A 26387-nucleotide genomic window follows, 5' to 3' on the forward strand; every position below is an offset into this window, starting at 1 on the left:
CGCGGGAATGTTGCTGCAAGCGATGGCTGGCGGCGCAAGACGACTCGCCCGCATTCTAGGGTGAGCGGTGTCACGATCTCAATGCAATCGTTCCGAGAAGGCAGGCTGCGGCAGCGGAAAGGGAACAGGGCCGTTCGTCACGAGAGGCGGACTCGCTGTGCGGTGATCTTCGGTGTCTTTGCCCAGCTACGCGCGCGGGGCCAATTCCGCGATGGGCGCCCCCTCGCGCAGAATCGGCACCGGCCGGCCCGAGAAGTCCTCGAGCGCGACGTGCTCGGCCTCGATTCCCAGATGGCGATAAACGGTCGCCAAAAAGTCGCCGGGGCCGAAGCGGCGCTCGATGACCTCTTCGCCCCGGCGATCGGTCGCGCCGATAACCTGCCCCGTGGTGATGCCACCCCCCGCGAAGAGCATCGAGTTGGCCGCGGGCCAATGGTCGCGCCCGGGCTGCGTCACCCCCTGAGCGGCACTGGCGACCCCTCCGCCACTGCTCGGCAGGTAGGAAATGCGTGGCGTGCGGCCGAATTCCCCCGTGACGATGACCAAGACGCGCCGGTCCAGGCCGCGGGCGTAAAGATCTTCGACCAGCGCCGTGACGGCCTGATCGAAGACGGGAGCGCGGAACTTCATGGCGTCGAACACATGATGGTTCACGGCGTGGTCGTCCCAATTGGCGACGCGGCCGCACAAGGGACCATCGAACGTGGTGGTGATAAGCTCGACGCCAGCCTCGACCAGCCGCCGCGCCATCAGGCACTGCTGGCCCCACGGGTTCAAGCCGTAACGCTCGCGCACGCGGGAGTCTTCTTGCGACAGGTCGAAGGCCCGGGCCGCCTCGCGACTGGTGAGCAGCGTGAGAGCCTGCGCCTCGAACGCATCGACCGCCTCCATCAGCCCCGATTGATCGAGATCGCGACGCAGACCGTCGATCTGTCGACGCAGGGAAACGCGATTCTGTAGGCGCTTCACCTGCGAGCCATCGCGCAAGCCGATGTTCGGCACTTCGAACGCGGGGTTGCTCGGGTCGCCCGTCACCTTGAAGGGCTCGTACGACGGTCCGAGATAAGCCGGACCCGCGATGACGAACGAATCGTAACGCGTGATGGCGTTCACGCCGACGTAATTCGGCAGGCGGCGCTCGCCGTGGCGGCGCAGGTAGTTGGCCACCGTCATGAAGTCGGGGAGCACGGGCCCCGGCTTGTCCTGGGCATCGGGATCGCCCGAGAGCAACTGCAGCGAACCGGCCGGATGCCCCCCGCCGGTGTGCGCCATCGAACGCACGATGGTGAATTTGTCGGCGATCTGCGCGTGTCGCGGCAAGAGCTCGCTGACGTGCAGGCCGGGGTTCGTGGTCGCGATGGCGCCAAACGGCCCGCGGTATTCGGACGAGGTGTCGGGTTTGGGATCGTACGTTTCGAGATGGCTGGCGCCACCCCGCAGCCACACGAGGATCACGGCGGTGTTCGTCGTCGTCGGCGCTGGGGTGGCAGCTTCCGCGCGCAGACGCAGCATGCCCGGCAGCGACAGCGTGCCCAACCCGGTGAGCCCCACGCGCAGGAACTCGCGGCGGCACAACGGACCGGGGCAGAACTTCAAACGCGGAGAACGATCCGATGGCATGCCGTGTACTCGTGGCCAGACGAAGGAGGTTGCCGAGTACGGGGCGTACGGACCTGCTCGGCACGGCATTCACGATAGAGCGAGCCCTCCGCGGACACAAGCAAGGAGCGCGACATGCCGAACAATCGCGGTGCGAATCGCGTGTAACAAATAGCCCGCCTCGACGCTCTGGCTAATAGAGCTTCCAGCCCATACGACGAACCAAGAGAGTCGCCGTGGCTGGGAGCTTTTGTTTTGCGCCCACGTGGCGAAGGCGAAGTACGCCGACGTCACAGGTTGGCGCATTAAAACAGGCGCCAGGAGTGACCGAACGCTTCTCCGGCCCAAGCGTGCCGGCGTTTAGCGGGTAGAAGTAGCGACCGAGCCCTGGTACTCGCGCGAGCCCGACTTCTTGGCGGGCGATCGCAGACGCTGCAGCAGGGCCGAGACCCGTTGCTCGAGCACCGTGCGGCTGTCGTTCGTCACCACGCTCTTGACGAAGTGGAAGAACCGCCACGGTCGCACCAGGTACGACAGGCCGAAGAAGGTCAGCATGCCGATCCCGCGCCAGAAGGCCAGCTCGCGCCCACTCACATGCTTCGAGAAGGCCACGGTCGACGTGGGGTCCATGAAGTTGACGAGCGACTGGAAATAGTCGTCGTTGAGCTCCCCCACGATGCCGTCGGAGCGCAGCTCGTTGAAGAGCTGGCTGCCGGGATAGGGGGAGAAGAGGAAGATGCCCACGTCGTGTACGCCGACGATCGCCATCCGCCAGCAGAAGACGAGCGTGCGGAGCACGTGCTTCCGCCGTTCGTGGGGGAAGCCGATGATGATGTTGCACTTCACGTTGATGCCGTTGCGCAGCGAAGCCCGAATCGATTCGAGCACGCACGGCACGTGGACGCGTTTCTTGATGATGTCGAGCGTCTCGGGGTCGCCACTCTCGGGGGCGTAGGTGATGTTGCGGCAGCCCGTGCGGAACAGGGCCGCGGCGACTTCGTCGTCGACCACTTCCGAACGCGTGCCGGTGGGAAGCTGCCAGGTGATCTTCAGCCCCCGCTCTTCGATCAGGCGGCAGAATTCGAGGATCCAGTTGCGCTTGAGGATCATCGTCAGGTCGTAGAAGTCGAAGTTCGTCGCGCCGTACTTCTTCATGTCGTGCTCGATCTCGTCGAGCACGTGCGCGGGATTGCGCGGCACGTAAAGCTGTCCGTACATCTTCGGATTCGAGCAGAACGTACACTTGTAGGGGCAACCCCGGCTGGCGAGCACGCCCATCGTGCGTCCCAGGTAGATACCGTGACCGTTGCGCGTCTCGAGATAGACCTCCATGGGAAAGAGATCCCAAGCGGGCATCGGCAGGCTGTCGACGGCGCGAATCCGCGCCCGAGAGGCCGTTTGCTTGTACTCGCCGCGGTCGAGATAGGCGAGGCCGGCCACCTTTTGCAGCGCCTCGGTCGAATCGAGCAGCCGGGCCACCTCGACCAGCGTTTCTTCTCCTTCGCCCAGCACGCAGTAGTCGACGGCCGGACAGTCGCGCAGGCAGAGCTCAGGCAACGCCGTGACGTGCTCGCCACCGATGACGATGATCTTCTCGGGGAAACGGGCGCGGATCGAGTTGATCAGCCGCTTCACGTAGGGCCAATCCTGGCTGAACATGCAGGAGACGCCGATCAGATCGGTCAGGGGATCGATACGCTCGACCGTCTCTTCGAGGGTCAGTCCCTGGTAGACGTAGCCATCTTCTTGCACGAATTGCTCGACGCTTTCAGCGATGGCGTCGACGCACTCAACTTCGAAGGCCGCCTCGCGGAGCATGGCGGCCAGGTAGGCCAGCCCCAGCGGGGGCGTGACGGGGGAACTCCATGTGCCCGCCGACGACACCATCGTCGGACGCACCAGCGTCACGTGCCGCGTCGGCGTCGAGGCGGTGCGGGGCGTCTGATCCGCGACCACGGAGATCGGGCCCAGAATGTGCAGCGCCGAAGAATCGATCGACATCAGCGACTTCCCCCCACGAGTGCTAACTGATGGACGGGCCGCACCTTCGGCGCGCACCGCCTCACCTTCAAAAGTAGCTTCAGGCTAGTCCCGTCGCGAAAGCATGTCAACCAATTCAGGGGTAAAGGTCGGGCTTCCGGCGGACGGGGCGCCGCTGCCGTACGGGCCCCTTTTTTTCCGCACGACCGTCCCAATGGGCACCGCGGCGAGCTAGGATTATGCGCTGTGAAGGGAAGGTGTTCAGGGGGGATACGCAAGGCGAAGGTGACGCATGTGCAACACAACGCAACGATCGCTCGGACTGCTGGTGCTCGTGGCTCTGATCGCGCAAGCAACGACGAGCTTGGCCCAAGGTGAAGCCGACGCCAAGAAGCCCAACATCCTGGTGATCTTTGGCGATGACATCGGCACGACGAATGTCAGCGCCTATAGCGACGGTCTCATGGGCTACGAGACCCCCCACATCGATCGCCTGGCCCACGAGGGGCTCCGCTTCCTGCACTACTACGGCGAGCAATCGTGTACGGCGGGCCGAGCGGCCTTCCTCACCGGACAGCACGGCATCCGCACCGGCCTGACCAAGGTCGGATTTCCCGGCGCGCCGATGGGCATGAACCAGCTCGATCCCTCGATTGGCGGCTTGCTCAAGAGTCTTGGTTACGCCACCGGCCAGTTTGGCAAGAATCACGTGGGGGATCGCAACGAGACGCTCCCCACGGTCAACGGCTTCGACGAGTTCTTCGGCAATCTCTACCACCTGAATGCGGAAGAGGAGCCGGAACTGCCCGACTATCCTCAGGATCCCGAGTACCGCAAGAAGTTCGGTCCGCGCGGCGTGCTGCGCTGCAAAGCGACCGACGTCGACGATCCGACCGTCGATCCGCGCTTTGGCCGTGTCGGCAAGCAGACGATCGAGGATACCGGCGCGCTGACCAAGAAACGCATGGAGACGATCGACGACGAGACCTCGGCGGCGGCGATCGACTACATGCGACGGCAGGTCGAGACGGGCAAACCGTTCTTCTGCTGGTTCAACTCCACCCGCATGCACCTGCGCACGCACGTGCGCGACGAGCATCGCGGCCGCTACAAGCATGGCGACAGCGAATACAACGACGGCATGATCGAGCACGATGAGACGATCGGCACGATCCTCAAGGCGCTCGACGATCTGAAGATCGCCGACCATACGATCGTCGTCTACACGACCGACAACGGGCCCCACATGAATACCTGGCCCGATGGCGCGATGACCCCCTTCCGTTCGGAAAAGAACACCAACTGGGAGGGGGCCTTCCGCGTGCCCTGCCTGGTGCGCTGGCCCGGCCACATCCAGCCGGGGACGGTCACCAACCAATTGATGAGCCACAACGACTGGATTCCCACGTTGTGCGCCATCGTGGGCGAGCCGGACATCGTCGACAAGCTGCGTCACGGACACGAGGCGAACGGCAAGCAGTACAAGGTACACCTCGACGGCTACGACCAATCGAAGTTTCTCACCTCGGTCGCAGGCACGGTCGGGAAGAACAATGGCGCCAAGAGCGCACGCGACCGGTTCTTTTATACCGACGACGACGGACAACTCGTGGCCTACCGCCAGGGCGATTACAAGTTCGTATTCGCCGAACAGCGCAAGCAGGGCACGATGGGGGTCTGGGCCGAACCGTTCACGACGCTCCGCCTGCAGAAGATCTTCAACATCATGCAAGACCCCTTCGAGCGGGCCGACATCACGTCGAATACCTACTGGGACTGGAATCTCGATCACGTCGGTAGCATGTATGGCGTCATGCAAGACGTGTTCGAATTCGCCGGGACCTTCCAGGAATTCCCGCCGCGATCGGTCGCGCCGAGCTTCAATCCGGCCAACATCCTGGAAGACACGCTGCGCGAAATCAAAGTCAAGCGCAAGCTGCAAGAGGCCTTTCCGATGCTGCAGCGGAGCGCAGAGGAGAAGTGATCGCGGCCGGCAGACCCGAGGGACGCCTAGCCGAGCGGTGACGAGCCTGCCCAAGGCCGCTGGGTGGGCAGAGTCGCTTGCACCAAGCTTGGAGGCGAGATTCTAGGTCCCTGCGTCGTCCTGTCCCTCGGGCGAGTCGCTCGAGGGGGGACCGTCGAGAAACCCGGGCAGCGTTGTCAGCCAATCGACGAGCGCCCGCGCGGCGATGGCATGTCCCTGGCGGTTCGGATGGTGGTCCGATTCGTGGACCCATAGCGCTGCGGTCGTCTGTCCGGCGAAAGCGGGCGCCAGATCGAGCACGGGCAGACCGACCGACTCAGCCATGGCGGCCACTTTGCGGTGTACCTCGGCCAGCGGATACGCACCCTCGAATCCCTCCAGGAGCGGATACAGCACCAGGACGACCTGGCAATCGGTGCGTGACCGCATGTGCCGCAGGTCGTCGGCGAGTTTTTCCAAATTGGGCTGGTTATAAAGCGGATCGTAGAGGTCCTGGTACCACTGAATGGTTTCGTTCCGGATCCGCCGCATGTCGATGGTGCGATCGACGAACTGAACAAGCCGCGACGGCACGCTGAACCAGGATCGCGCTTCGCTGGAGCGCGTCGGGTCATCGCGCAGATTGACCAGGTCGTTGAGGAACGATTGCCGCGCGGCGAGTTCCGGCGTGGGCTCCACGTCGTTCGCCGTGAAGACGACGATCGCGCGTGACGCTTGAAGCAGGGGGACGTATTGCTCGAGCGCCGCCCGCTCCTGGCGAGTGTTCCAGCCCGATCCCCCCAGGTTCAGCAACTCGTAGCCAGTCCCCAACAGCGTTTCTGCTTGGCGCGTCAGCGTGCTTTCGATCGGCACGCCTTCGCCATAGACAAACGAGTCGCCAAAGACCGCGATGCGCCGCACGCCGGAGAGAGGCTGTCGCGCGAAGTCGGGCGCACGCAGCGTGAGATCGTAGCTGCTGTATTCGACGCACCAGGGAGTTTCGGACAAACGGTCGAGGGACAATTCTGTGGGAGGAAGCGTGCTGGTGAAGAGCGACCAGGTCGCCTGCGAGGTATCGGGCAGCGGCTGGAATTCGCCATGCGGATTCGTTGGGTAGCAGTCGTAGCGGAGTTTTTGGGGCGCGTCTTTCTTGAGCAGAATACGCTTGGCGACTGTTGGAGCCGCCGGGAAATCAAACAGCCGCATCCCCGCTTCGAGCAGTACCCAGGCGGCGAGCAGCCCGGCGGCCACACTCATCACGCGCAGCACGACGAGTCGACGCCACGAGCGGGCAAGCCGTGGCCGTGGCTCCGCTAGTGCCGGGGGAGCGTTTTCGATCATAGTTGCGGCAGGCCCGAGGAGAGACGCTGGGATTTCCGGAAGGCGCGTTTCCGGAACGCGGGTCGAGGAGCAAACCCTCCAGTGTATTTTCCGCGATGGCTCGAACAATGCCACAACCCCCGTGGAAGGGCGCGACAAGCGCAGAGACGGGAGCCGCGGCGCGTTCTCGCCGCCATGAAGTGTAGAAGCCGCCCGCGCTCGCGAAACAGCGATCAAGCGGATCGGCGACGCCAACAGGATAGGGCGAGTGCCATCCATCCCACGGAGGCCAGCGACGTGACGGCCCCACCGTATTTGAGTGAGACCGGCGCGTACTCGAGGCGGAATCGATGCTGGCCCGCCTGGAGTGGAATGGCTTGGAACGCCCAATCGGCGGGCATCAATTCGTAGCGCGGTTGCGCGCTGTCCGGCAGAGCCCGGACCTTCCAGCCCGGATCGTAGGAGTCGGTAATGAGCAAGATGGCGGGGCGCTGCAGGTGGGCTTCGATCGTGACATGATCGGTCGATTCGTCCACGACGCGCGCCATGCCGATCGGTTGAGAGCCGGGGCTCATTCGTTGCTCGCCGGCGGAAAAAGGCTCTCGTTCGAGAATCACGGTCTGTGTCGGTTCGAAGTCGGCCTGCGACATGGCTTGCAACACGTCGTTGCGCGCCGTCAGCACGACGTAGTCGGCAACCAGGACGAGTCGTTCCAGAGGATTTTGCATGGGGAGCGTGTAATACATCAACTCGCCCGACTGCGTGCCGGCGACGACCAGGAAATGGCTGCGTGCCAGGCGATAGGCGCTGGGAATCGCCGGCTGGGGGTGATATTCCATGTAGTGCGTCAGTTCGTCGACCGGCCGGCGTGCCGCGAAGGCAAACACCTCGGCATAGCGCCGCGACACGGCGGGATCGTGTCCGATCACGTTCTGACCGCCGATGCTCATGGCTTCATTCGGATTGACCTCGTCCATGAAACGCGCCTCGCGCGCTTGGCTGGCGACGTATTGCTCGAGATTCGGCGTCCATACATCGTCGACGGGAAAGCTGACGCACCAAGACCAGGCCACGACCATCACCTCGGCCACGGCCAGCGCGGCCAGCACGTACAAGAGGGGGCGGTACCACCGGCTCGCCACGAGCAGCAACGCCACGCACAGGGCGAGATAGGCCGCACGTTTCAGGCTGGCGCCGGCCGCCGCGCCACTTTGCTCTATGAACTGGGGTGATTCGTAATCGCTGACCGGCCGGTGAAATAATTCGTCGATCTCCTGGGCCTGGTCGCGCACGTGCCGCAGCATCGCGGCCCAGCGACCGTCCGTACCCGACCGTGCCGAATGGGCGACGAGAGCGCCAGCGATCCCGCATGTTACCGCGAACGAAACGAGTAGGGCTGGAAAGACGGGCGAGCGAACCGGGATGCGCAGCAGGGCATCGAGGCCGATCGACATCAAGGCAATCAAGCAGAGCACTGCCGGAAAGGCAAACTTCGCACTGGCGCGAAAGCTCGCGAAGCCGGGCAGTAGCTCGTACAGGGGCCCGTGCAGCGGCGTGTTCGAACCCAGCGCCAGCACGAGCATCACCAGCGCCAGCCCGGCCAATACGAAGCGGCGCGAATCTTTCCTCCCATAGGCCACGCCGTAGAGGGCCAGCATGAGACCGCTGACGCCGAACGTGCAGTTCATTTCCCACAGCGTGGCCTTGCCCCAGTAAGACGACTTGGGCATCTCGCCAAAAAAGCCTGGCGCGACGAGCGTCACCAGGTTCTCGGGAGGAAACGACAAGCTGCTCGCAAAGTGGTAGGGCACGTGGCCGCCGCCGCGCACGCTGTTTTCGGTCAGGGCCAGGCCGGGCACGAGTTGGATCGCGGCCAACGCGGCCCCACCGCCGTAGATCGCGACAAGGGCCACCACGGCCGATTTGCGCTTGCGCGCTCCCGGCCACGACAACGCGAAATACAAGCCCGCGGCCAGCGCGGTGTAGTAGACATATTGCGGATGGCCAGCCAGCACTTGCATCGCCACGGCCGCCGATCCGACGAGGGCCCAGGGACGCTGGGCGCCGTCTAACACGCCGTCGATGGCGCGCAGAATCAGCGGCGCCCAGACCATCGTGGAGAGATTGGCGAGATTGCCGGCATACACGAAGGCGAAATAGGGTCCGGAAAACATCGCCACCGCGCCACCGACCAGGCTGGCGATGGGAGACAGATGCCGTCCGCGCAGCCAGACGAACGTGAACCATCCCAACAGAAAGGTGTGCAGCGCCATGCTCACGTTGATGGCGCGCGCCGTGGGAAGCAGCAAGAAGATTCCGTTCGGGGGATAGAACAGCGCGGCCTGGAAATTCGCGGCAAGTGGGATGCCCGAGAAAATATGGGGATTCCACAGCGGCAGATTGCCGCTTGCCAGTTCGCGGAAGCTAAAGAAGCGGAGATGATAGAAGAGGATGCGAATCTCCGAGGTCCAATCGGCTGATACGAGGCGATCGCCTCGAAGCAGCAAATTGCCGAACATGCCGCAGATGAGCAGCGCATACACGCCTGCCGCGATCGCTAACCAGGAACGGTCGCTCCAGACGCGTGCCACAGTCGTTGCTGCGGCTACTTCGCGCGAGGCAGTCAATTCTCTGGACACGAATGGACTCCCTGGAAACATCAAGCGACTTGTCACGAAACTGGCCGGAGCGTCCGCCGCCCGGGCCGGTGGCTAGGGTGCAGCGGCAGGGCGCTTAGGCTCGGCCAGGAATACTTTCGTGAAGCGGCGACGGTCGAGCCCGAGGAAAAGCGCGACACTACATATCTGATCCAGAGAGGCTCTTCAAGAACTCGATTACCGCGCGGCGTTCGCTGTCGGTCAGGCGATCGCCGAACGTGTGCCCCGAGTTACCGTGGCCGAAGGCCGTCGTATCGTAGAGGGCGCTATGGTCGACGGCGGCTTGCGAGAAGAACGGTTTACCCGAGGCTGCCGCGGCACTCGTATCGAAGTCTTCGCGCGAGACCGTCGCATACGCCATGCCCACCTGGTCGAGGTCGTAGGCCGTGGGGTCGCGAGGCTCGCGTGCCCAGATCTCGGGTCGCTCCTGGGAATTGAGCACCGTCGCGAGCGTCGGCACGGAGCCGTTGTGAAAATATGGAGCCGAGGCCCATACCCCCACCAGCGGCGGCGCCACGTAGCCTTCCGTGGCGGGCACCGAGGCCGTGGGGATCATCTCTTGCGGCGTCCCCTGCGCGGCGAGGTACTCGCCCAGGCCATTGATGTGATCGGCGATCGGCTTGAACTTCTGCAGCACGGTGTTGTACGAGTTGTCGGTCTTCACGTTGCGCAGCACGTGCGAGAAGTTGTAATCGACGGCCCATGAGCCAGGCTGGCTCAGCTCCGCCTGCGTCGACTTCTTCGTGTAGCTGCCGTGGCAGGTCTTGCACGCGCGGAAGCCGGTCTTGTCCCGCGGAGCGACGCGGCCGTGAAACAGGTCGGCCCCTTGTTGCACGAGCTCGGCGTCGAGCGTGCCCGGGTAGAGGGGCGATTGCGTCTCGCGCGCGAAGGCCAACGCCTTGGCCACCGACTGAACGTGCTCTTCGTGGTGCGCGTTCATGTCGGGATGCGGCGTCGTGAAATTGATCGAAAAGCTGGCCGCGTCGTCCGGCGCTGCGTCGGCGTACCAGTAGTCCTTCTTTTTGTACTTCATCAGCCACCATGGCATCGGGTCGACCGGTGGCAATTCGGTGGCCTCGAACAACTCCTCCAGTTCCGTTTTCTTGTTGGCCAGTTCGAGCCCCTTGGTGACGGGATCGGCCAAGCGCGTGCCGAGGTGCCACACGGCGTACGGTCCGAAGTTGTCGCCGCGCGTGCGGCTTTGCTGCGGACTGGATTGATTCATGTGATTGTTGCCAAGCCCGGCCACGACTTGTCCGCGGACGACCCCCGCGTGGCAGGCAAAACAATTGATGTTCACGACCTGCCCCTTGTCACGCTGGAAGACGCTTTCGCCCAGGGCGAAGCCGGGATCGGCGCCGGCGCTGCGCGACGGCGGCGACGGCAGCCGGCCGGAACCGTAGAAACGCCCCTCCGGCGAGTCGGGTTTGAATCCGGCGGCCTTCTGCGCACCGGCGAACGTGCCCGTCAACATGCGTGCGGCAGCCACCGGAAAGGCGGTGTAGAAGAGTCGCCCGGCAAAGATCTCCTCGAGACCTGCCTGGGCCTCGGGCGAGTAGTTGGCGGAATCGAACCCGTAATGCGACATCGGTTCGCCACCGCGCGCCAGCGAGGGGGAGAGGGACAGCAACAGCGCAAGCGTGCCCAGCGCGAGTTGCCGAGCGAGACGGCCGTCGATCTTGCGCATCTTGCGGTTCATCGGGTTCTCCCTGCCGGATTCAATTCGTTGAGGATTGGTCGAGTCCTTATGGCCGATCTTGACCCATGCGTTAGCACGCGACCAGGAGACCCGCCTCTGGGTTTGTAAGGGTGCTACCATACGGTACTTCCTCCCGATTCCGCCAGTTTCATGCCGGCCAGAGGAATGTCGCATGCGTCCACGCCCAGTCTCGCCCGGTTGGCGGGAGATCGTCACAAGCCCTCGCGTTTTTGGAAGTGCCGGCAAAGTTCACCTGGTCGGAATGCCCCACCACCGCACTTCTTGCCTGATCGCTACGTCGCAGGCCAATCTCCGGGAGGGACGTACCTGCAACCCGTCGACTTCACGGCTCGGTTCAAGCCACTGCGAGGGAAGGCCGACCGAAACGATAGTGGCACGATGTTTTTTCGGAGACGAAGCGAAGGGGGCCGACGATGATGCGAGCGATGGTTCTGGCGACATTGGCGATCTGCACTTTCTCTGGCACGGTCCGCGCACAAGGTGGCCCGGCGCTCGTCTCCGACGCCATGTACGCGCAATGGCTTACCGGAACGCCGGTGGTCTATGGCTCGGACACGGCCGTCCGGTGGACGACTCGCTGGGACCCGATGCGGGGCCTGGTGGCGGTCCCCGCCCGAGTGCCCGACGATCAGAACCGGCAGCTCAAGCTAGCGGGGCAGCCTTCGCCCGTCGGCATGACCGACCGTCTCACGCCCCCGACGATTCTCGAGTTGAATCGGAGCTTGCGTCAGCAGGACTGGCCGGCGATTCAGCCCGAGGGGGTGAACATGACCAAGCACCTGACGCAGCCGACGGTGCTGCAGTTGAATCGCCGGCTGCGCGAACAGGCTCGCCGCGCGGCGTTGCCGGTCGAGCGGCACCCCTCCCCCGGCGAAGCGAGCCTGGACGGCACAAGCGCGGCGCCCCCCGTCGCGCCGCAGGCCTCGTACGGCGTGCGACAATCGCGTACCCGCTAAGCTTACCGCAACCGCGCCCAGAGCAGTTCCTACCCACGCACTGCTGCTTCAGGCCGCCGTTGGGTGAGCGCAACGAAAAAGGCCGCCCCCGAATTTCGGTTGCGGCCTTGGTGTTTCGCGGTGCCGAGGGGGCACCGACTCAAGCGAGGACGACGGGACTCGAACCCGCAACCACCGGATCGACAGTCCGGTACTCTAACCAATTGAGCTACGTCCCCATTCGTGCGCTCAGGCCATCGCCAGGGCGAACGGGCTGGGCTTTTAAGCAATTTAGCTTATCGGCCGGACCGGCTCTCCGAGTCGAGCGCCATCGCGCTGGAAGGCCTCGAATTATATCGCTGGCGCGCGGGCACGCAAGGCGGGCGGTCCGAGAGACTATTCTACGTCGCGAATCGCCTCAAGTCTTTTCCAGCCAGGAGACTTTGGCCAGCCCGCAGGTTCGCGTCCCCCGGGCAGATTTCTTCTCGCCCGGCGGTGCCGCCGCGCCGCGCCGCGACGGTGATATTCTGAGCCACGTTCTCTCTCCCTTGCGGGGGGCGATCCCGCAGACCATCGCTTTTCTGGAGTTTTCTTCGATGTATTGGTTGATTCTCCTGGCCGCCATCGTGCTCGAAGTGTGCGGCACCACCTGCATGAAGCTTTCGGCCGGCTTCACGCGACTCGGCTACACCGTGGCCTTGTTCGTCTTCTATCTGCTGAGCCTTTCGGCCCTGACGCTGGCCCTGAAGCGGATCGAGGTCAGCGTGGCTTACGCCGTCTGGTCGGGGGTGGGGACCGCCCTAATCGCCCTGATCGGCATGACCTACTTCCGCGAACCGGTCAGCGCGACGAAGATTGTCAGCCTCGGGCTGATCATTGCCGGCGTCGTGGGACTGAACCTCGCCGGTAGTGCCCACTGAGCCTGTCCACAGACGACGCGCCGTCTAGGCGTAATCGCTTGCCCAGAAAATCCTTGGAAAGAGCCCCGGCATGAGCCAACTCGAACTACGTCAGGCGAACGAAGCAGAGCGTGCCGCGATCTTTGCCAAGGTACATGAATTCTGGGGGGGCACGTTGACGGTCGAAGCGTACGTCGAGCGTTGTCTCAAGGCCGCCGCGCCGCGACGCGCCACCTGGTATCTGGGACGCGTGGGGGACGAGATTGTCACGTCGCTCGGGGCGCACCCCACGATCTTCAGTGTCGACGGCGAGCTCGCCAGCGGCTTTTCGATCGCCTCGGTCCACACGCGGCCGCGGGATCGGGGACGTGGCTATGCGCCTCGGTTGATCGAGTACGTCGAACGGGTCGAGCGCGAGCGTGGCGCGCGGCTCAGCGTGCTCTATTCCGACATCGATCCCGCCTATTATGCGCGGCTCGGCTATCGACGCGCGCCCGCGTTCGGTGGAGATACCGCGACCGACACCGCTGCGCGGGGGGCAGTACAAGCGCCGGCCGGCAGTCTCGAAACATTCGACCCCGGCGCCGAACTCGACGAGATGGCCAGGTTCTACGAAGTGGCGCACGGCCAGCGTCGTTTTCACATACATCGCGCGCCCGAGTATGCCCGCATGTTGTTGGCAAAGCGGCCGAAGGACGAATACTTCTGGCTACAGGACCTCGCGGGGGGGCGACTGGGCTATGCCCGCTTCGAGCCAGCGGACGAACGAGTGAAAATCACCGATTTCGTGCTGCTACCCGAGCAGGAATCGCGCCGCGAGACGTTCTACCGGCTGCTGATCGCGGCGGCGGGAGAGCAGGGTTATTGGCGCGTCGGCGGCTGGCTGCCCGATCTGCCGGCGGCCCGAAACTGCTTCGAATTCGGCCCGCGGAAAAAGGAGATCACCATGGCCAAGGTGCTCGACGAGTCGCTCGTGTTGCCGGACGAGGCCTTGGCCACGGCCGAGTATTTCAACGAGATCGACCACGTCTAAGGGGAACGGGGCATGCCGCGGGCGGTTGGCCGCGCGGGGGCCGTCGGACCGTGGCGGGGTGCGATCCGGTCCGCCTGTAGCGGTTGTAGCGATCCTAACGGTTCTTCGGCCGATGGAACTGCTAGCTTCGGCAACATCGCTACAAAACTCCTATCCGGAGGTCGAAACAAAGAAAGAGCAGGCCAGTGGTTCGTGACCGCGCCGCTCTTCTCACCATCGACCCCGGAACAGCCCCGCGATGCGCCGACGATTCCCACTGCGCATCGTTCCGCCCGGCGTTGGTCCCCTGCTGGGGCTCGTGGCCGCGTTGCTTTTTTGCGGCTGCCAATCTTCCCCGAAACCGAACACGGTAGCTCAGACGCCGCCGGTCCCTGCGTCGCCACAGCCGGCACAGATGGTCACGGCGCCGGTGACCGCCCTGCCGGCGATACCGCCGCCGCAGCACGTCGTGGTGCCTGCCTCGCTGGAGTCGCGCATCTCGCGACCGACGGTCGAAGCGGTGCCCGTTCCGTCGAATGCCGTGCCCATTCCATCCCACGCCGCGCCGGGCCCCGAACCGCTGCCAGCGCCGCCTGGCGTTCCGGCTTTGGCGCCGATGGCCCTTTCGCTCGAAGATGCCGTCGGGCTGGGGCTGAGCGATAATCCGCGACTGCACCAGCTCGCGGCGTTGACACGAGTCGCCCGTGCGAACGCCGACGTCGCGTTCGCGCCGTTCTTGCCGGAAATCGGCACGAGCATGCGTTATTCCGCCTTTAGTTCGCCCGTGCTGCCAGGGGGTGCGTTCGTGCCGGCCTCATTGCCCGCGGGAGTCGACAGCTTCGCCGTGGCCGAGATCGGCGTGCAGCACACGATTGCCGACTTCGGCCGCCGGGCGGGGCACTATGGCCAGGCCGTGCATCGTTCGCGGAGCCAGGATCTCGCGCTCACGCGGGCGCGCCAGACGATCGCCTTCGAGGTGGTGCAGGCTTACTTTCACGTGCTGGCCGCGCAGGCGAATTTGCGCGTGCGCGAAGAGGCACAGCGCGACGCCGAACGGATCCTGTTCGATACCAAGGCGCGGCGCGAAGGGGGCGTCGTCGATCGCGATGCCGTGTTGCGGGCCGAAGTCGAGCTGGCGCTCACGCGGCAAAACTTGCTCAGCGCGAGACAAGGCGTGCGCGACGCCAGGTCGCGGCTGAACGTCGTGATGGGGCAGCCCCCGGTGGCGCCGCTGAGCGTGAACGATGTGCTCGCGCGGCCCAGATTTCAACTGCCGCTCGAGGCCTGCCTCGAACAGGCGGTGGCCGATCGCCGCGAGATCGGCATGGCGCGCGAGGCGGTCGCCGTGGCGAATCATGGTGTCGAGGCGGCCCGCGGCGAGCTGCTGCCCAAGGTCTACGTGCGCGGCACGGCGCTGCGTGCCGACTCGCCGGGAGACCTGAATGGCTTCGTCGAGGGCATCGGCCTGCACGTCGAGCAGCCGCTTTACGCCGGCGGACGATACAAGGGGGGCGTGCGGTCGAGCGAGGCACAGGTCTCCGCCGCTCTGGCCGACCTGCGGGTGATTCTCGACAACGTCGCGCTGCAGGTGACGGTGGCCTACGAGGCGATCGAAACCGATCGTCAGCGCATCGAGCTGGCCGAGACGGCGATCGTGCAGGCACGCGAAAACCTGCGTTTAATCATCGTGCGCTATCAGAACGGCAATGCGACCCCCACCGACGTCGTCGACGCCCAGACGGCGTTGATCCAAATGCAAACGAATTACTTTACGGCGGTGTATGGGTATCTCGAGGGGCTGGCCCGACTCGATTACGCGCTGGGGGGAGATCAGCAGACGCTGATGGCGCAGCTTCGGCCGGCGTGGTCAGGCGTGGGAGACCTATAACGGCCGGACCGTCAACCGCACGACCAAACGACATCGACAAACGGACGTATCCGAACCAAAAACCGAAGCTCTTAGGCGAAGGCCCCGACGGGCCCCGGAGGGATCGCTGTTAGCGATCGCGATGCCGTGAGTACGCCACTGGATTGGCTCACTGGAATGCTGCGTGGAATCGGCCGGGGAATTCACCGGTTGGGGCAGTTCTTCGTGCGCTCGCGGCATTCGTTTCGCTTTTGGGTGGTGTTGATCCTGGCGATCATGGTGCTGCTTGTGGCGTATTACGTCGCGGCCGATCGCTATACCCCCTTTACTGCCGATGCCTATGTCCAGGCGTACGTGGTGCAGGTGGCGCCGCAGGTGGGGGGGCAAGTCAAGCACGTCCACGTGCGCGAAGGAGACCAGGTCGCCCAGGGAGATCTGTTGTTCGAGCTCGATCCGCGCCCCTTCGAGCATCGCGTGGCGGTGCTGCAAGCGCAGGTGATCGATGTCGAGCATCAAGTGGAGCAACTCGTCGCGCAGCTCGAGGCTGCCCGGGCCGAAGAACGCCAGATGGCCGCCGAGGCGGAATATGCCCTCAGCGTCTTCCGGCAGGAAGAGGTGATCTTTGCCAAGGAGTCGACGACCGAGCGCAAGTATCTCGACGCCGTGCAGAATCGCAAAGCCACGGAAGCAGCGCTCGAACGGGCCGGACGCAACGCGGCGAGCATCGAGGCGGCCCTGTCGGCGCGCGTCGGCGACGAGCACGCACGCGTCGCGAAGGCACGGGCCGAGCTGGCCGAGGCCGAACTGAATCTGGCCTACTCGCGAGTTTATGCCCCTTGCGACGGTATCATCACCGATTTGCAGCTTCGCGACGGCGCCTACGCACACGTCGGTCAGGCCGTGCTGACTTGCATCGATACGTCGGAGTGGTTGGTAGTGGCAAACTTCCGCGAGATCTGCCTGCAAGACATGCAGGCCGGTCAAGCGGCCTTGATCGCCTTCCAAGGTCAGCCTGGCGCGTTATGGCCGGCGCATGTGAGCAGCCTGGGGGCCGGCGTGGGGCAGGGACAGGGAGTTCCCTCGGGGGAACTGCCCAACGTGCGGGACGATTTGTACTGGATTCCGCCGGCGCAGCGATTTCAAGTGCGCCTGGCGCTCGAAGAACCGCCGACGATTCCGCTGCGCGTGGGCATGACCGGCAGCGTTTCGATCTACGTGCGGCCCGATCATTCGCTGAACGCGATCACGCGCGGCTTGCACCGGCTGCTCGCGTGGTTCTATTACCTCTGAGACTACGTCGGCTGGTTGGCCTGCTTGGGAGGCGGAACCGGGGTGAAGGGCATGGGGGACACCGGAACGAACGCGGACCAGATGACTCCCACGATGACCGATGCGCCGATGGCGAAGATCGCTCCTCCCACGCGCGCGAACGCGACGTGGAGCGAGCCGAGCTCACTATGAGGCATGACGAGAATCATGGGGAGCACCAACCCCATCTGCACGCCGGCGTAGCTCCAGCGTTCATGATTGCGTGCGAGCGTGACGGCGAGAAACGTGCCCAGGAAGATGCCCAGCACGAGCAACGGGAAGCTGGGGCGTTCGAGGAGCAGGATCAGAAAAATGGTGGCGAAGACCATCGCCAGCCCGGCCCCTGCCAGGCGGAGCTCACCCTTCCAAAGGAGCGACTGGTAGTCGGGCGTGATCGTGAGCATCATCACCGCGACGATCGACGTGGTCGACGAAAAGCTGAGCGCGAAGCAAAGCAGTTGCACGATGAGCACGGTCAGCGTGAGCATAATGCTGTGCGAGAGTAGATCGCGATCGAGCGGCCAGAGCGGTTTTCCGTCGGTATGGATGGTCACGTCCTGCTCGGCGCCCGCGAGCCACGACACGACCACCGCCACGGTGACCCCCAGCACGATGGCGTAAAACAATTCGGCGGCAATGAGCGTGGCGCTGGCGGGCTCGGAACGCGAGATCTCCATCACCACGGCGAGATACAGCCCGGCGTTGAGCCAGGTGTAGGAGAGCCGCCCGCCGAAATACAAGTAGAAGAGCGCGACGGTCGCCAGCATCTCGAGCAACAGTCCCAGGAGCCACGCTTCGCGCGTGAGGGTGGCCAGCACGAGGGCGAGCAGAATGCCGACGCTGCGTCCCACGATGCGCTCCACCCCCTTTTGAAAGGTGGAGTAGGTGTACTGCACCATCACCATGTGGGTCGACCAGACCGCCAGCCCCGGCTGGGCGAGATCGAGCCACTCGGCGGCGACGAGCGTGATCGCCACGGCGAGGGCCGCCAGCAGGGCCTGCTTGATCTCGAGTTGCGGTCGAGGCTCGGTCACGTGAGCGATCGCTTCCCTGCGAGGGAGAGGAATAGCCGTGCGTCATCGCGCGCCGCCGCGAGCACCGTGGGCACGAGACGCGCGGCCGCATTGTCGTCCCAAGGGGCATGTGCTGACTAGGCGAACTTGCCGTGGCGCGGGGGGCGGCAAGCTTGCCACCCGGCGGCCACGAAGTCCCGCTGCTAGCAATCGGGACTGGCGAAGCTCGCCTCGACGACCAGCGCCTCGTCGAGCCGAACGAGGAACTCAGCCCGAGGGATGGCGATCGCACCGAAACGCTCGAGGTGGGGCGTCAACTGCTGGATATCGAGCAGCCGATACCCACATTGCTGGAGACGATTGAAGAGATAGACGAGCGCCACGTTCGAGGCGTCGCGCTCGAGATGAAACATCGATTCGGCGGCAAACATGCCCCCCAAGGCGACGCCGTACAAGCCGCCGACGAGTTGTCCATCGCGGCGTACTTCGACGCTGTGGGTGAAGCCGGCCTCGTGCATCGCGCGGTAGGCCCGCTCCATCTGGGGCGAGATCCAGGTAGCGTCGACTCGATCGCCCACGGTGGCACAATGGCGGATCACCTCGGCGAACGACCGATCGATGGCGACCGTAAATCGATTCGAGCGGCACGTGCGCGCCAGACGCCGCGAGATGCGGACCCGATCGAGTGGCACGATGGCCCGCGGATCGGGAGAGAACCAGGCCAGTGTGCCGTCGGTGAAGGGCCAGGGAAAAATGCCGTGCGAATAGGCATCGACCAGCCAGTCCACGTTCAGCCGGCCTCCTAGCGCCAGCAAGCCAGAGTCATGTGCCGACTCGGCGGGGGGAAAGAATCGCGACTCGCGCGAGAACGCCATAGGTAAGAAGGCCTCTCAAAACCAACTCAACAAGTCCGATCCCTGCCCACTGCCCACTGCCTGTTGATCCCGCGTGGACCCACCTATAATACAAAGGCTACGCCCCATCGGCCCCGCACGGAACTTGCCCGGCATGCAGCCGCCTGCTGAATTCCCGGAGACGGCTTCGGTACCGTCGTCGACGCCCGCACATCGGCCTGCTCCGCACGAACCGGGCCGGCTGACGCGGCTGCTGGTGTTATTGGTGATTCTGGCGATCGCGCTGGGCTCGCCGACGTTTGTGGAGCGGATTCAATATGCCCTGACGAGGGGGCAACTTCTGGCCCGCTCGGATCTTGCCCGCGAGACGCTGGTGGGATACAGCGGCACGAGCGAGGCGTTTCGGCTGGCCTCGGAGAGCATCGCGCCGTCGGTGGTCGATGTGATGACCGTGCAAGAAATCGAACCCGAGAGGGGGACGATCGACGAGTGGAGCTCGCTCAGCATTCCACGCGAGGTGGATGGGCAAGGTTCTGGCGTCATCGTCGACGACGCGGGCTACATTCTGACCAACTATCACGTGATCGCGCGTTCTTCGCGGGTCGATGTGAAGCTGAGCGACGGCCGAACGGTGCAAAACGTGCAAATCGTGGGGGTCGATCCCCCCACGGATCTGGCGGTGCTCAAAATCGAGGCGCGTGCGCTGACGGCGGCTCCCTGGGGCAAAAGCGAGGACCTCGAGGTCGGCGACTGGGTGGTCGCCATCGGCAGTCCCTATGGGTTGCAGCGGAGCGTGACGGCGGGCATCGTAAGCGCCAAGCGGCGACGCAACGTCGGCATCGGGGGGTATCAAGAATTCTTGCAGACCGACGCGGCAGTGAATCCCGGCAACAGTGGGGGGCCGCTCGTCGATTTGCGCGGGCAGGTGGTCGGCATCAACACGGCCATTCTCGGTCAATCGTTTCAAGGCATCAGCTTTGCCATTCCCAGCGAGCTGGCGCGCGATATCTACGAGCGGTTGCGGGCCGAAGGCAAAGTCGCGCGGGGATGGCTCGGCGTGCAACCGCGGGCGCTCACCCCGGAACTGGCGGAAAAGCTCGGGCTGGAAGCAACCACCGGCGCGGTGGTCGTCGATGTCGTGCCGGGAGCGCCGGCCGACAAGATCGGCATCGAGCCTGGCGATGTCATCGTGCGCTGGAACGATCAACCGGTCCACGACCCGGCCGAGCTGCGCTCGTTGATCGCGGCCACGGCGATCGGTTCGCAAGCGACGATCGAGGTGATTCGCGACGGCGAGCGGAAGACGATGGAACTCGAGGTGATCGCGCGTCCGAGCACGCTCGAAACGGAGCGCTGAAGAACGCGTCGTCAATCATCGGCCTTCGCTGACGCTCTTTAAAGTTGCGCTTCCGAAATTCCTCGGTCGCTATCTTCGGCAGGTCAACCCATCCTAACCCGAAGCGTGAGTTTTGAAGTTGCGTTTTTGCAGCATCTTAACCCGAAGCGTAAGCGAGGGAATTCCTGCAAAGAACGTCGAGCAAAGTGCTCCCTCGCTTACGCTTCGGGTTAAGATGGGCTGATTTGCCGAACTATAGACGCCAAGGAACCTCTCAAGGCGCAACTTCAAAACTCACGCTTCAGGTAGCGCTGGTCGAAACACCACCCAAGCGTGAAGCGTCGCCGAGCGCAGCGCAGCCTGTCGGCATTCCGCCGCGACGATGCTTGAGGGGGCGTCTCCTTTTTATGCTCGCACGCGAACTGTGTGCATTCCTTGCATGCGCGCGGTAGGATGCTGGCGTCAGCATCTCGGGCGGATGTTCTACGCCACAAGTCCTCTTTACAAGCACGTTTTTCCGCGTGTTTTTGCGCGGGTGCGTGTGGCATTTTCCTGAGATTGACCCGTTTTTGGCTCGCTCCTATAATCCGGCCGCTTTTTCGGCCGGGGTCGCGCCGCTCCCGCGTGCGGCGCCCTGGAAACCCTGCCGACAGACGTGCCAGAGCCGCATCCCGCGGCGCGGCGCGATGGGGGAATTTTGGTGTCTTTCGGATCTTCGCACGACGCGAAAGAGCAAGTGCGCCAAGCGATCGATATCGCCGACTTGATTGGCGAATACGTTCAGCTCCGGCGTCAAGGGAGCGGCTACGTCGCTCTCTGTCCGTGGCACGACGACTCCCGTCCCAGCCTGCAGGTGAATCCCACGCGCCAATCGTGGAAGTGTTGGGTCTGCGACGTCGGCGGCGACATCTTCAGTTGGACCATGAAGCAGGAGGGGGTCGAATTCCCCGAGGCCCTGCGCATGCTCGCCGATCGGGCTGGCATCTCCATCGCACGCCCCGGCGGTCATCAAACCGCCGCTGGCGAAGCGGTCGAAGACGAACGCCGCGCACTTTTCCAGACGATGGCCTGGGCCGAGGAACAATACCACGACTTCCTCGTCCGCGCCGACGAGGCCGAAGTCGCCCGCCGTTATCTCCGCGAGCGCGGCATCACGGACGACAGCCTGCATCGATTTCATCTCGGCTTCGCGCCCGATCGCCGCGACTGGATCACGAATCGCGCCCGGCAGGCGGACGTCTCGGTCGAGCGACTAGAAAAGGTCGGCGTTCTTGGGCGTTCGCAGGAACGCGGTGATCTCTATGAGCGGTTCCGCGGCCGCGTGTTGTTCTCGATTCGCGACGCGCAGGGCCGCCCCGTCGGCATGGGGGGGCGACTGCTGCCGGAATTGAACCTGTCGAGTCCCGCCAAGTACGTGAACTCTCCGGAGACACCACTATTCTCGAAGAGTCATTTGCTCTACGGGATGGATGTCTCGCGGCAGGGGATTCAGCGTACGAAAATGGTGCTCGTCACCGAGGGCTATACCGACTGCATCGCCGCGCATCAGGCGGGCTTCGACAACACGGTTGCGGTGCTCGGCACTGCCTTAGGCGAACGACACACGAAACTGCTTCGCCGCGTTTCCGATCGTGTCGTGCTGATTCTCGACGGCGACGATGCTGGTCAGCGCCGGTCGAACGAAGTGCTCGAATTGTTCCTGGCCGAGCAGCTCGACCTGCGGATCGCCACGCTGCCCGAGGGGCTCGACCCCAGCGATTTTCTGCAGCAGCGTGGGGCGGATGCCTTTCGCGAGTTCGTCGAACAGGCGCCAGACGCGCTGGATTTCAAGTTCCAGACCGCCTTTTCCTCGGTCGGAGCTGCTGGCAGCATCCACCAAACGTCTGAGGCCGTGGACGAGATTCTCCGCTCGCTGGCCAGGGTTGGCACAAGCGCGGTGGCCAGCTCGACGGCGGCTGCCTTGAAAGAGGATCAAATACTTTACCGCTTGGGGCGCCGGGCAGGCGTTTCCGAGGATCGGTTACGTGCCCGTTTGGCGGATCTTCGCAAATCGACGCGTCGATCTGCTCCCCAGGTGGCGCCAATCGCCAGTGAGGCGGTACCCCCCACGCTCAACTTCTGGGAGAGCGAGCTATTCGAGGTGTTATTGCAGCGACCGGCTGCGTTTGCGGAGTTGCGCGAGGTCGTGGATGTCGACGAACATTTGCCGTCGCCTGCCGCCAAGCTGCTCTTTAGCCTGACGTCCGGTTTGGCCGACGATGGCGAAACCTTCGACTTCGATCGACTGATGCTGGAACTCGAGTCGCCGGTGCTCAAATCGCTGCTAGTCGATCTCGATGAACGTGGACGCGCGAAGGATGCGCAAACTTTGGATGAGCGTGTGCGCGATGTCGTGGCGGGATTTCGCCAGCGCACGGCGCAGAGCAAGAACCGTGCCCAGACGGTGGCACTTGGCGAGCATGGAGTCGCCGAAGATGAAGAGTTGAAGATCCTGCAAGAAATTTTCGAGCAGGAGAGAAAACGGCATGGCATTTCCGTGCCCACGGATGGGTAGGGATGCCGCACCTTCTGGTCGTGGCCGAATCCGCTAGTTGAATCGGACCAGCGGCCCAGACCATAATCGTCTCAGTGAGCGCGCGACAATCGCGACGTTCGGGAGGAGCGACAGGTGTACGATTTGGACAAAGACCTGCAGGATTTGGTCGCCTTGGGCAAGGCTCAAGGATTTCTCACGTACGATCAAGTCAACGACTATCTACCGGATGAAGCGGTTCATCCGGAGAAGCTCGATTCGTTGCTCGTGGCGCTGGAAGATCAGGGGATCGAACTGGTGAGCGAAGCGCCCGAGCATTCGTTCGCCGAAGACGTGCGAGCGGAGCGCAGCGAACGCGTCGAACGCCCGGCGCCGGCGACGGTGGAAGAAGCCTCGCACGTGGAAAACGAAGAAGAGGTTCCCAGCGGCGACGCGCCGGCGTCGAACGATGAAGGGGGACGCTGGAGCGACGACCCCGTTCGCTTGTATCTGACGCAGATGGCCGAGATTCCCCTGCTGACCCGCGAGCAGGAAATTGCGCTGGCCAAGCGGATCGAGATCACCCGCAAACGATTTCGCCGCACGGTGCTGGCCTGCGATTACTCGCTGCAGGCCACGCTCGAGACCCTGGAAAAAGTCTTTGCCGGCATGCTGCCGTTCGATCGCACGATCAAGGTCTCGCTCACCGAGCGCTTGACCAAGGAGCAGATCCTGGCGCGTATGCCGCACAACCTGAAGACGCTCGGTCACCTGGTGGCCGTGAATCGCCAGGAGTTCCGCCGGGTGATCAATCGCAAGCTGCCGCGCGAGGAACGTCGCGCGGCGCTCGTGCGCTTCCAGAATCGTCGCCGCCGCGCGATCACGTTGCTCGAGGAGTTGAGTCTTCGCACGCGTCGCGTGCAGCCGATGATGAAGCGGCTGGAAGAGATCTCCCTGCAGATGGACAAGCTGCAAGTGAAGATCGCGGCGCTCGAGGGCAATTCGGCCGCGGCCGACGATCGGGCGAATTTGCGCCGCGAGCTGCGCGACCTGATGCTGATGACGCTCGAAAGCCCGGCCACCCTGCGCCGCCGCTGTGCCACGATGCGGGAACAGTTCCGCGATTACGAACTGGCCAAGCGCGAGCTGTCGGGGGGCAATTTGCGGCTGGTGGTCTCGATCGCGAAGAAGTACCGCAATCGCGGTCTCAGCTTCCTCGACCTGATTCAGGAGGGGAACACGGGGCTCATGCGGGCGGTCGACAAGTACGAGTACCGCCGCGGCTATAAGTTCTCGACGTACGCCACGTGGTGGATTCGCCAGGCGATTACCCGCGCGATCGCCGACCAGGCCCGCACGATCCGCATTCCGGTCCATATGATCGAGGTGCTTTCGCGACTGCGAAACGTCTCGAAGAAGCTGGTGCAGGAACTGGGCCGCGAGCCGACGCCCGAAGAAGCGGCCCAGGCCGCGGGCATCTGCCTGGAAGAGACGCGCCGCGTGATGAACATCGGCCGCCATCCGGTCAGCCTCGACCGGCCGGTGGGAGAGAGCGAGGACAGCTCGTTCGGCGAGTTCATCGAGGACGACGCCACGGAAAGCCCGCTGAGCGCCGCCTCGCACGGGCTGCTCCGCGAGAAGATCGAGGGACTCTTGAAGACCCTCACCTATCGCGAGCGGGAGATTATCCGCCTGCGTTACGGCCTGGGAGATGGCTATACCTACACCCTGGAAGAGGTGGGCCGCATCTTCAAGGTGACACGCGAACGTGTCCGCCAGATCGAGGCCAAGGCGGTCCGCAAGCTGCAGCACCCGGTGCGGAGCAAGCAGATCGAGGGCTTCCTCGAGGGCATCGCCAGCTAGGCGGCTGTCCGACGAGCGACAAACGACAAGCGAGAAACCGCTGGTCCCACGACCAGCGGTTTTTTGTTTGCTATACTGGAATCCGGCCAGCTATTCGGACGCGCGATTCTTCAGCATGAGGCATCCATGACCTTTCCGGCAGGCAGTCTGCTTGAACTGCACCGCATCCACCAGCAATTGAGCGATCTCGAGGATCGGCTCGAGCGCGGGCCCAAGCAGGTCCGCGCCCGTCAGGGCAACGTCACCCGGCTCGAAGAGGAGTTGAACTCCGCCAAGAACCAGGTGAAGCAGACGATGATGCAGGCGGACCAGAAACAGCTCCAACTCAAGTCGAACGAAGCAAAGATCAAGGAATTGCGGGTCAAGCTGAATCAGTGCAGCACGAATCGCGAATTCCAGGCTCTGAAAGATCAGATCGCCGCGGACGAGATGGCCAATAGCGTGCTGGCCGACGAGATTCTCGAGGCACTCGAGAAAGTCGACGACTTGAAGCGTCTCGTCATCGACGCCGAGGGGCAAGTCGCCAAGGGACGCGAGGAGTTGGCCAAGGTCGAGACCACGGTTCGCGAGCAGGAAGGGCTCATTCGCGGCGATATCGATCGGCTGCGCGCTGAATTGGCCACGGCCGAAGCGCTGCTGCCGGTGGATGTGCGCGACGGCTACGACCGCATCGTGCGCTCGCGAGGCTCCGACGCTTTGGCCAGCGTGCAGGGGGACGTCTGCGGCGGGTGCTTCCAGCAACTCACGCCGAACATGGCGAATGAGTTGCTGCTGGGACGCGTGGTCTTCTGCAAGAGTTGCGGTCGCATGCTCTATCTGTCCGAAGAGCGCACCCCCGGCAAAGGGTAATAACCCCCCGGCAGGCCGGCCAGTCGGCCGGCGTCTGGGCATCTTTACAGTACGTTCTTTGCAGGCCAGAATATTCGCTGACGCGCGGCTCCCAGAGGTGGGGGCCGCCTTTTTTTGGAACGACGCACCGCGGCGTTCCTCGTACGAGATCGGTTACGTTTCCGTCCTTTCGCCGCGCGGACGCAAGTGCCGCCCAATCTGCCGAGGTGTTCCATGGTTGAACGGATCCCCATGACCCGTAAAGGTTACGACAAGCTCAAGGCCGAGCTGGAGCATCTCGAAGGAGTGGAAGAGCCCAAGTTGGCGCAGCGCGTGGCCGACGCCCGCTCGGAAGGGGACCTCAGCGAAAACGCCGAATACCACGGCGCTCGCGAGTCGCACGCGATGCTGCATGCCAAGATCAACCTGCTCAAGGACAAGCTGAGCCGGGCCTCGCTCGTCGATCCGGCCACGCTCCCCAAGGGGGAGGTCGTCTTCGGCGTGACGGTCGTGGTCAAGGATCTCAACTTCGGCGACGAGGAGTCGTTCACCCTGGTCGGCGCCGGCGAAGAAGACTACGACGTGGGCAAGATTCTGGTCACCAGCCCACTGGCACAAGGGCTGATGGGAAAGAAGGTTGGCGAGACCGTCGAGATTCCCGTGCCCGCCGGCACGCTGAACTACAAGATTCTCGAAATTCGCCTCGAAGACGAGGAATAAC

General features: G+C 63.9%; 18 protein-coding genes and 1 tRNA gene. 11 read left to right on the forward strand and 8 right to left on the reverse strand.

Annotated features, from left to right (window positions below; translation table 11 throughout):
- Positions 1 to 186 precede the first annotated feature (186 nt).
- A complete protein-coding gene (locus tag KF708_00580) occupies positions 187 to 1620 on the reverse strand; it encodes a DUF1501 domain-containing protein (protein ID MBX3411181.1) in 1434 nt (477 codons plus the stop codon).
- A gap of 339 nt (positions 1621 to 1959) precedes the next feature.
- The gene (locus tag KF708_00585; protein MBX3411182.1) at positions 1960 to 3600 is read right to left on the reverse strand and encodes a B12-binding domain-containing radical SAM protein; all 1641 of its coding nucleotides are present in this window, start codon (positions 3598 to 3600) and stop codon (positions 1960 to 1962) included.
- Between the two features lie 271 nt (positions 3601 to 3871).
- On the opposite strand from KF708_00585, the gene KF708_00590 reads away from it, so the two are divergent.
- Positions 3872 to 5563: an arylsulfatase gene (locus tag KF708_00590; protein MBX3411183.1), complete on the forward strand. Its 1692-nt coding sequence runs from the start codon at positions 3872 to 3874 to the stop codon at positions 5561 to 5563.
- Positions 5564 to 5665: 102 nt separating this feature from the next.
- Here the strand turns inward: KF708_00590 and KF708_00595 are convergent, their stop codons facing one another.
- The 3 genes from KF708_00595 to KF708_00605 all read right to left on the reverse strand — a co-directional run bounded on the left by KF708_00595 (position 5666) and on the right by KF708_00605 (position 11218).
- Positions 5666 to 6883 carry an SGNH/GDSL hydrolase family protein gene (locus tag KF708_00595; protein ID MBX3411184.1) on the reverse strand — a complete coding sequence of 406 codons (1218 nt, stop codon included), beginning with the start codon at positions 6881 to 6883 and terminating at the stop codon, positions 5666 to 5668.
- A 212-nt stretch (positions 6884 to 7095) separates the two neighbouring features.
- Complete coding sequence (locus KF708_00600; GenBank protein MBX3411185.1) at positions 7096 to 9501, reverse strand: hypothetical protein; 2406 nt, start codon at positions 9499 to 9501, stop codon at positions 7096 to 7098.
- 157 nt (positions 9502 to 9658) lie between these two features.
- Positions 9659 to 11218 carry a hypothetical protein gene (locus KF708_00605; protein MBX3411186.1) on the reverse strand — a complete coding sequence of 520 codons (1560 nt, stop codon included), beginning with the start codon at positions 11216 to 11218 and terminating at the stop codon, positions 9659 to 9661.
- A gap of 446 nt (positions 11219 to 11664) precedes the next feature.
- On the opposite strand from KF708_00605, the gene KF708_00610 reads away from it, so the two are divergent.
- Complete coding sequence (locus KF708_00610; protein ID MBX3411187.1) at positions 11665 to 12195, forward strand: hypothetical protein; 531 nt, start codon at positions 11665 to 11667, stop codon at positions 12193 to 12195.
- 144 nt (positions 12196 to 12339) lie between these two features.
- Here KF708_00610 and KF708_00615 read toward each other — a convergent pair.
- Positions 12340 to 12413: transfer RNA gene (locus KF708_00615), tRNA-Asp, on the reverse strand.
- Between the two features lie 357 nt (positions 12414 to 12770).
- Between KF708_00615 and KF708_00620 the strand changes: the two genes are divergently transcribed.
- The 4 genes from KF708_00620 (at position 12771) to KF708_00635 (ending at position 17242) form a co-directional block, all read left to right on the forward strand.
- Entirely contained in the window at positions 12771 to 13094 is a 324-nt protein-coding gene (locus tag KF708_00620) for a multidrug efflux SMR transporter (GenBank protein ID MBX3411188.1), read from the forward strand.
- 70 nt (positions 13095 to 13164) lie between these two features.
- Positions 13165 to 14106 (forward strand): GNAT family N-acetyltransferase, encoded by a 942-nt coding sequence (locus KF708_00625; protein MBX3411189.1) that lies wholly within the window; start codon positions 13165 to 13167, stop codon positions 14104 to 14106.
- 238 nt (positions 14107 to 14344) lie between these two features.
- Positions 14345 to 15973, forward strand: a complete 1629-nt coding sequence (locus tag KF708_00630) for a TolC family protein (GenBank protein ID MBX3411190.1) — start codon at positions 14345 to 14347, stop codon at positions 15971 to 15973.
- A gap of 126 nt (positions 15974 to 16099) precedes the next feature.
- Positions 16100 to 17242 (forward strand): HlyD family secretion protein, encoded by a 1143-nt coding sequence (locus KF708_00635; protein MBX3411191.1) that lies wholly within the window; start codon positions 16100 to 16102, stop codon positions 17240 to 17242.
- Positions 17243 to 17244: 2 nt separating this feature from the next.
- Here KF708_00635 and KF708_00640 read toward each other — a convergent pair whose 3' ends face one another.
- Together KF708_00640 and aat are read right to left on the reverse strand one after the other, a co-directional pair.
- The gene (locus tag KF708_00640; protein MBX3411192.1) at positions 17245 to 18294 is read right to left on the reverse strand and encodes an FUSC family protein; all 1050 of its coding nucleotides are present in this window, start codon (positions 18292 to 18294) and stop codon (positions 17245 to 17247) included.
- Positions 18295 to 18476: 182 nt separating this feature from the next.
- Positions 18477 to 19148 (reverse strand): leucyl/phenylalanyl-tRNA--protein transferase, encoded by a 672-nt coding sequence (gene aat / locus KF708_00645; protein MBX3411193.1) that lies wholly within the window; start codon positions 19146 to 19148, stop codon positions 18477 to 18479.
- Positions 19149 to 19281: 133 nt separating this feature from the next.
- Here aat and KF708_00650 point away from each other — a divergent pair, with 133 nt between their 5' ends.
- The 5 genes from KF708_00650 to greA all read left to right on the forward strand — a co-directional run bounded on the left by KF708_00650 (position 19282) and on the right by greA (position 26386).
- Positions 19282 to 20484 (forward strand): trypsin-like peptidase domain-containing protein, encoded by a 1203-nt coding sequence (locus KF708_00650; protein MBX3411194.1) that lies wholly within the window; start codon positions 19282 to 19284, stop codon positions 20482 to 20484.
- Between the two features lie 679 nt (positions 20485 to 21163).
- Positions 21164 to 23017, forward strand: a complete 1854-nt coding sequence (gene dnaG / locus KF708_00655; GenBank protein ID MBX3411195.1) for a DNA primase — start codon at positions 21164 to 21166, stop codon at positions 23015 to 23017.
- Between the two features lie 114 nt (positions 23018 to 23131).
- Positions 23132 to 24838 (forward strand): RNA polymerase sigma factor RpoD, encoded by a 1707-nt coding sequence (gene rpoD / locus KF708_00660; GenBank protein MBX3411196.1) that lies wholly within the window; start codon positions 23132 to 23134, stop codon positions 24836 to 24838.
- A 126-nt stretch (positions 24839 to 24964) separates the two neighbouring features.
- Positions 24965 to 25687, forward strand: a complete 723-nt coding sequence (locus tag KF708_00665; protein MBX3411197.1) for a phospholipase — start codon at positions 24965 to 24967, stop codon at positions 25685 to 25687.
- A 213-nt stretch (positions 25688 to 25900) separates the two neighbouring features.
- Positions 25901 to 26386, forward strand: a complete 486-nt coding sequence (gene greA / locus KF708_00670; GenBank protein ID MBX3411198.1) for a transcription elongation factor GreA — start codon at positions 25901 to 25903, stop codon at positions 26384 to 26386.
- The last annotated feature ends 1 nt before the right edge of the window (position 26387 follow it).

The sequence above is a fragment of the Pirellulales bacterium genome, from assembly GCA_019636335.1.
Taxonomy (GTDB): Bacteria; Planctomycetota; Planctomycetia; order Pirellulales; family JAEUIK01; genus JAHBXR01.

Coding starts and splice junctions, on each gene's coding strand:
- KF708_00580 (MBX3411181.1), bottom strand. CDS start 1,620: ATGCCATCGGATCGTTCTCCGCGTTTGAAGTTCTGCCCCGGTCCGTTG.
- KF708_00585 (MBX3411182.1), bottom strand. CDS start 3,600: ATGTCGATCGATTCTTCGGCGCTGCACATTCTGGGCCCGATCTCCGTG.
- KF708_00590 (MBX3411183.1), top strand. CDS start 3,872: ATGTGCAACACAACGCAACGATCGCTCGGACTGCTGGTGCTCGTGGCT.
- KF708_00595 (MBX3411184.1), bottom strand. CDS start 6,883: ATGATCGAAAACGCTCCCCCGGCACTAGCGGAGCCACGGCCACGGCTT.
- KF708_00605 (MBX3411186.1), bottom strand. CDS start 11,218: ATGAACCGCAAGATGCGCAAGATCGACGGCCGTCTCGCTCGGCAACTC.
- KF708_00610 (MBX3411187.1), top strand. CDS start 11,665: ATGGTTCTGGCGACATTGGCGATCTGCACTTTCTCTGGCACGGTCCGC.
- KF708_00620 (MBX3411188.1), top strand. CDS start 12,771: ATGTATTGGTTGATTCTCCTGGCCGCCATCGTGCTCGAAGTGTGCGGC.
- KF708_00625 (MBX3411189.1), top strand. CDS start 13,165: ATGAGCCAACTCGAACTACGTCAGGCGAACGAAGCAGAGCGTGCCGCG.
- KF708_00630 (MBX3411190.1), top strand. CDS start 14,345: ATGCGCCGACGATTCCCACTGCGCATCGTTCCGCCCGGCGTTGGTCCC.
- aat (MBX3411193.1), bottom strand. CDS start 19,148: ATGGCGTTCTCGCGCGAGTCGCGATTCTTTCCCCCCGCCGAGTCGGCA.
- KF708_00650 (MBX3411194.1), top strand. CDS start 19,282: ATGCAGCCGCCTGCTGAATTCCCGGAGACGGCTTCGGTACCGTCGTCG.
- KF708_00665 (MBX3411197.1), top strand. CDS start 24,965: ATGACCTTTCCGGCAGGCAGTCTGCTTGAACTGCACCGCATCCACCAG.
- greA (MBX3411198.1), top strand. CDS start 25,901: ATGGTTGAACGGATCCCCATGACCCGTAAAGGTTACGACAAGCTCAAG.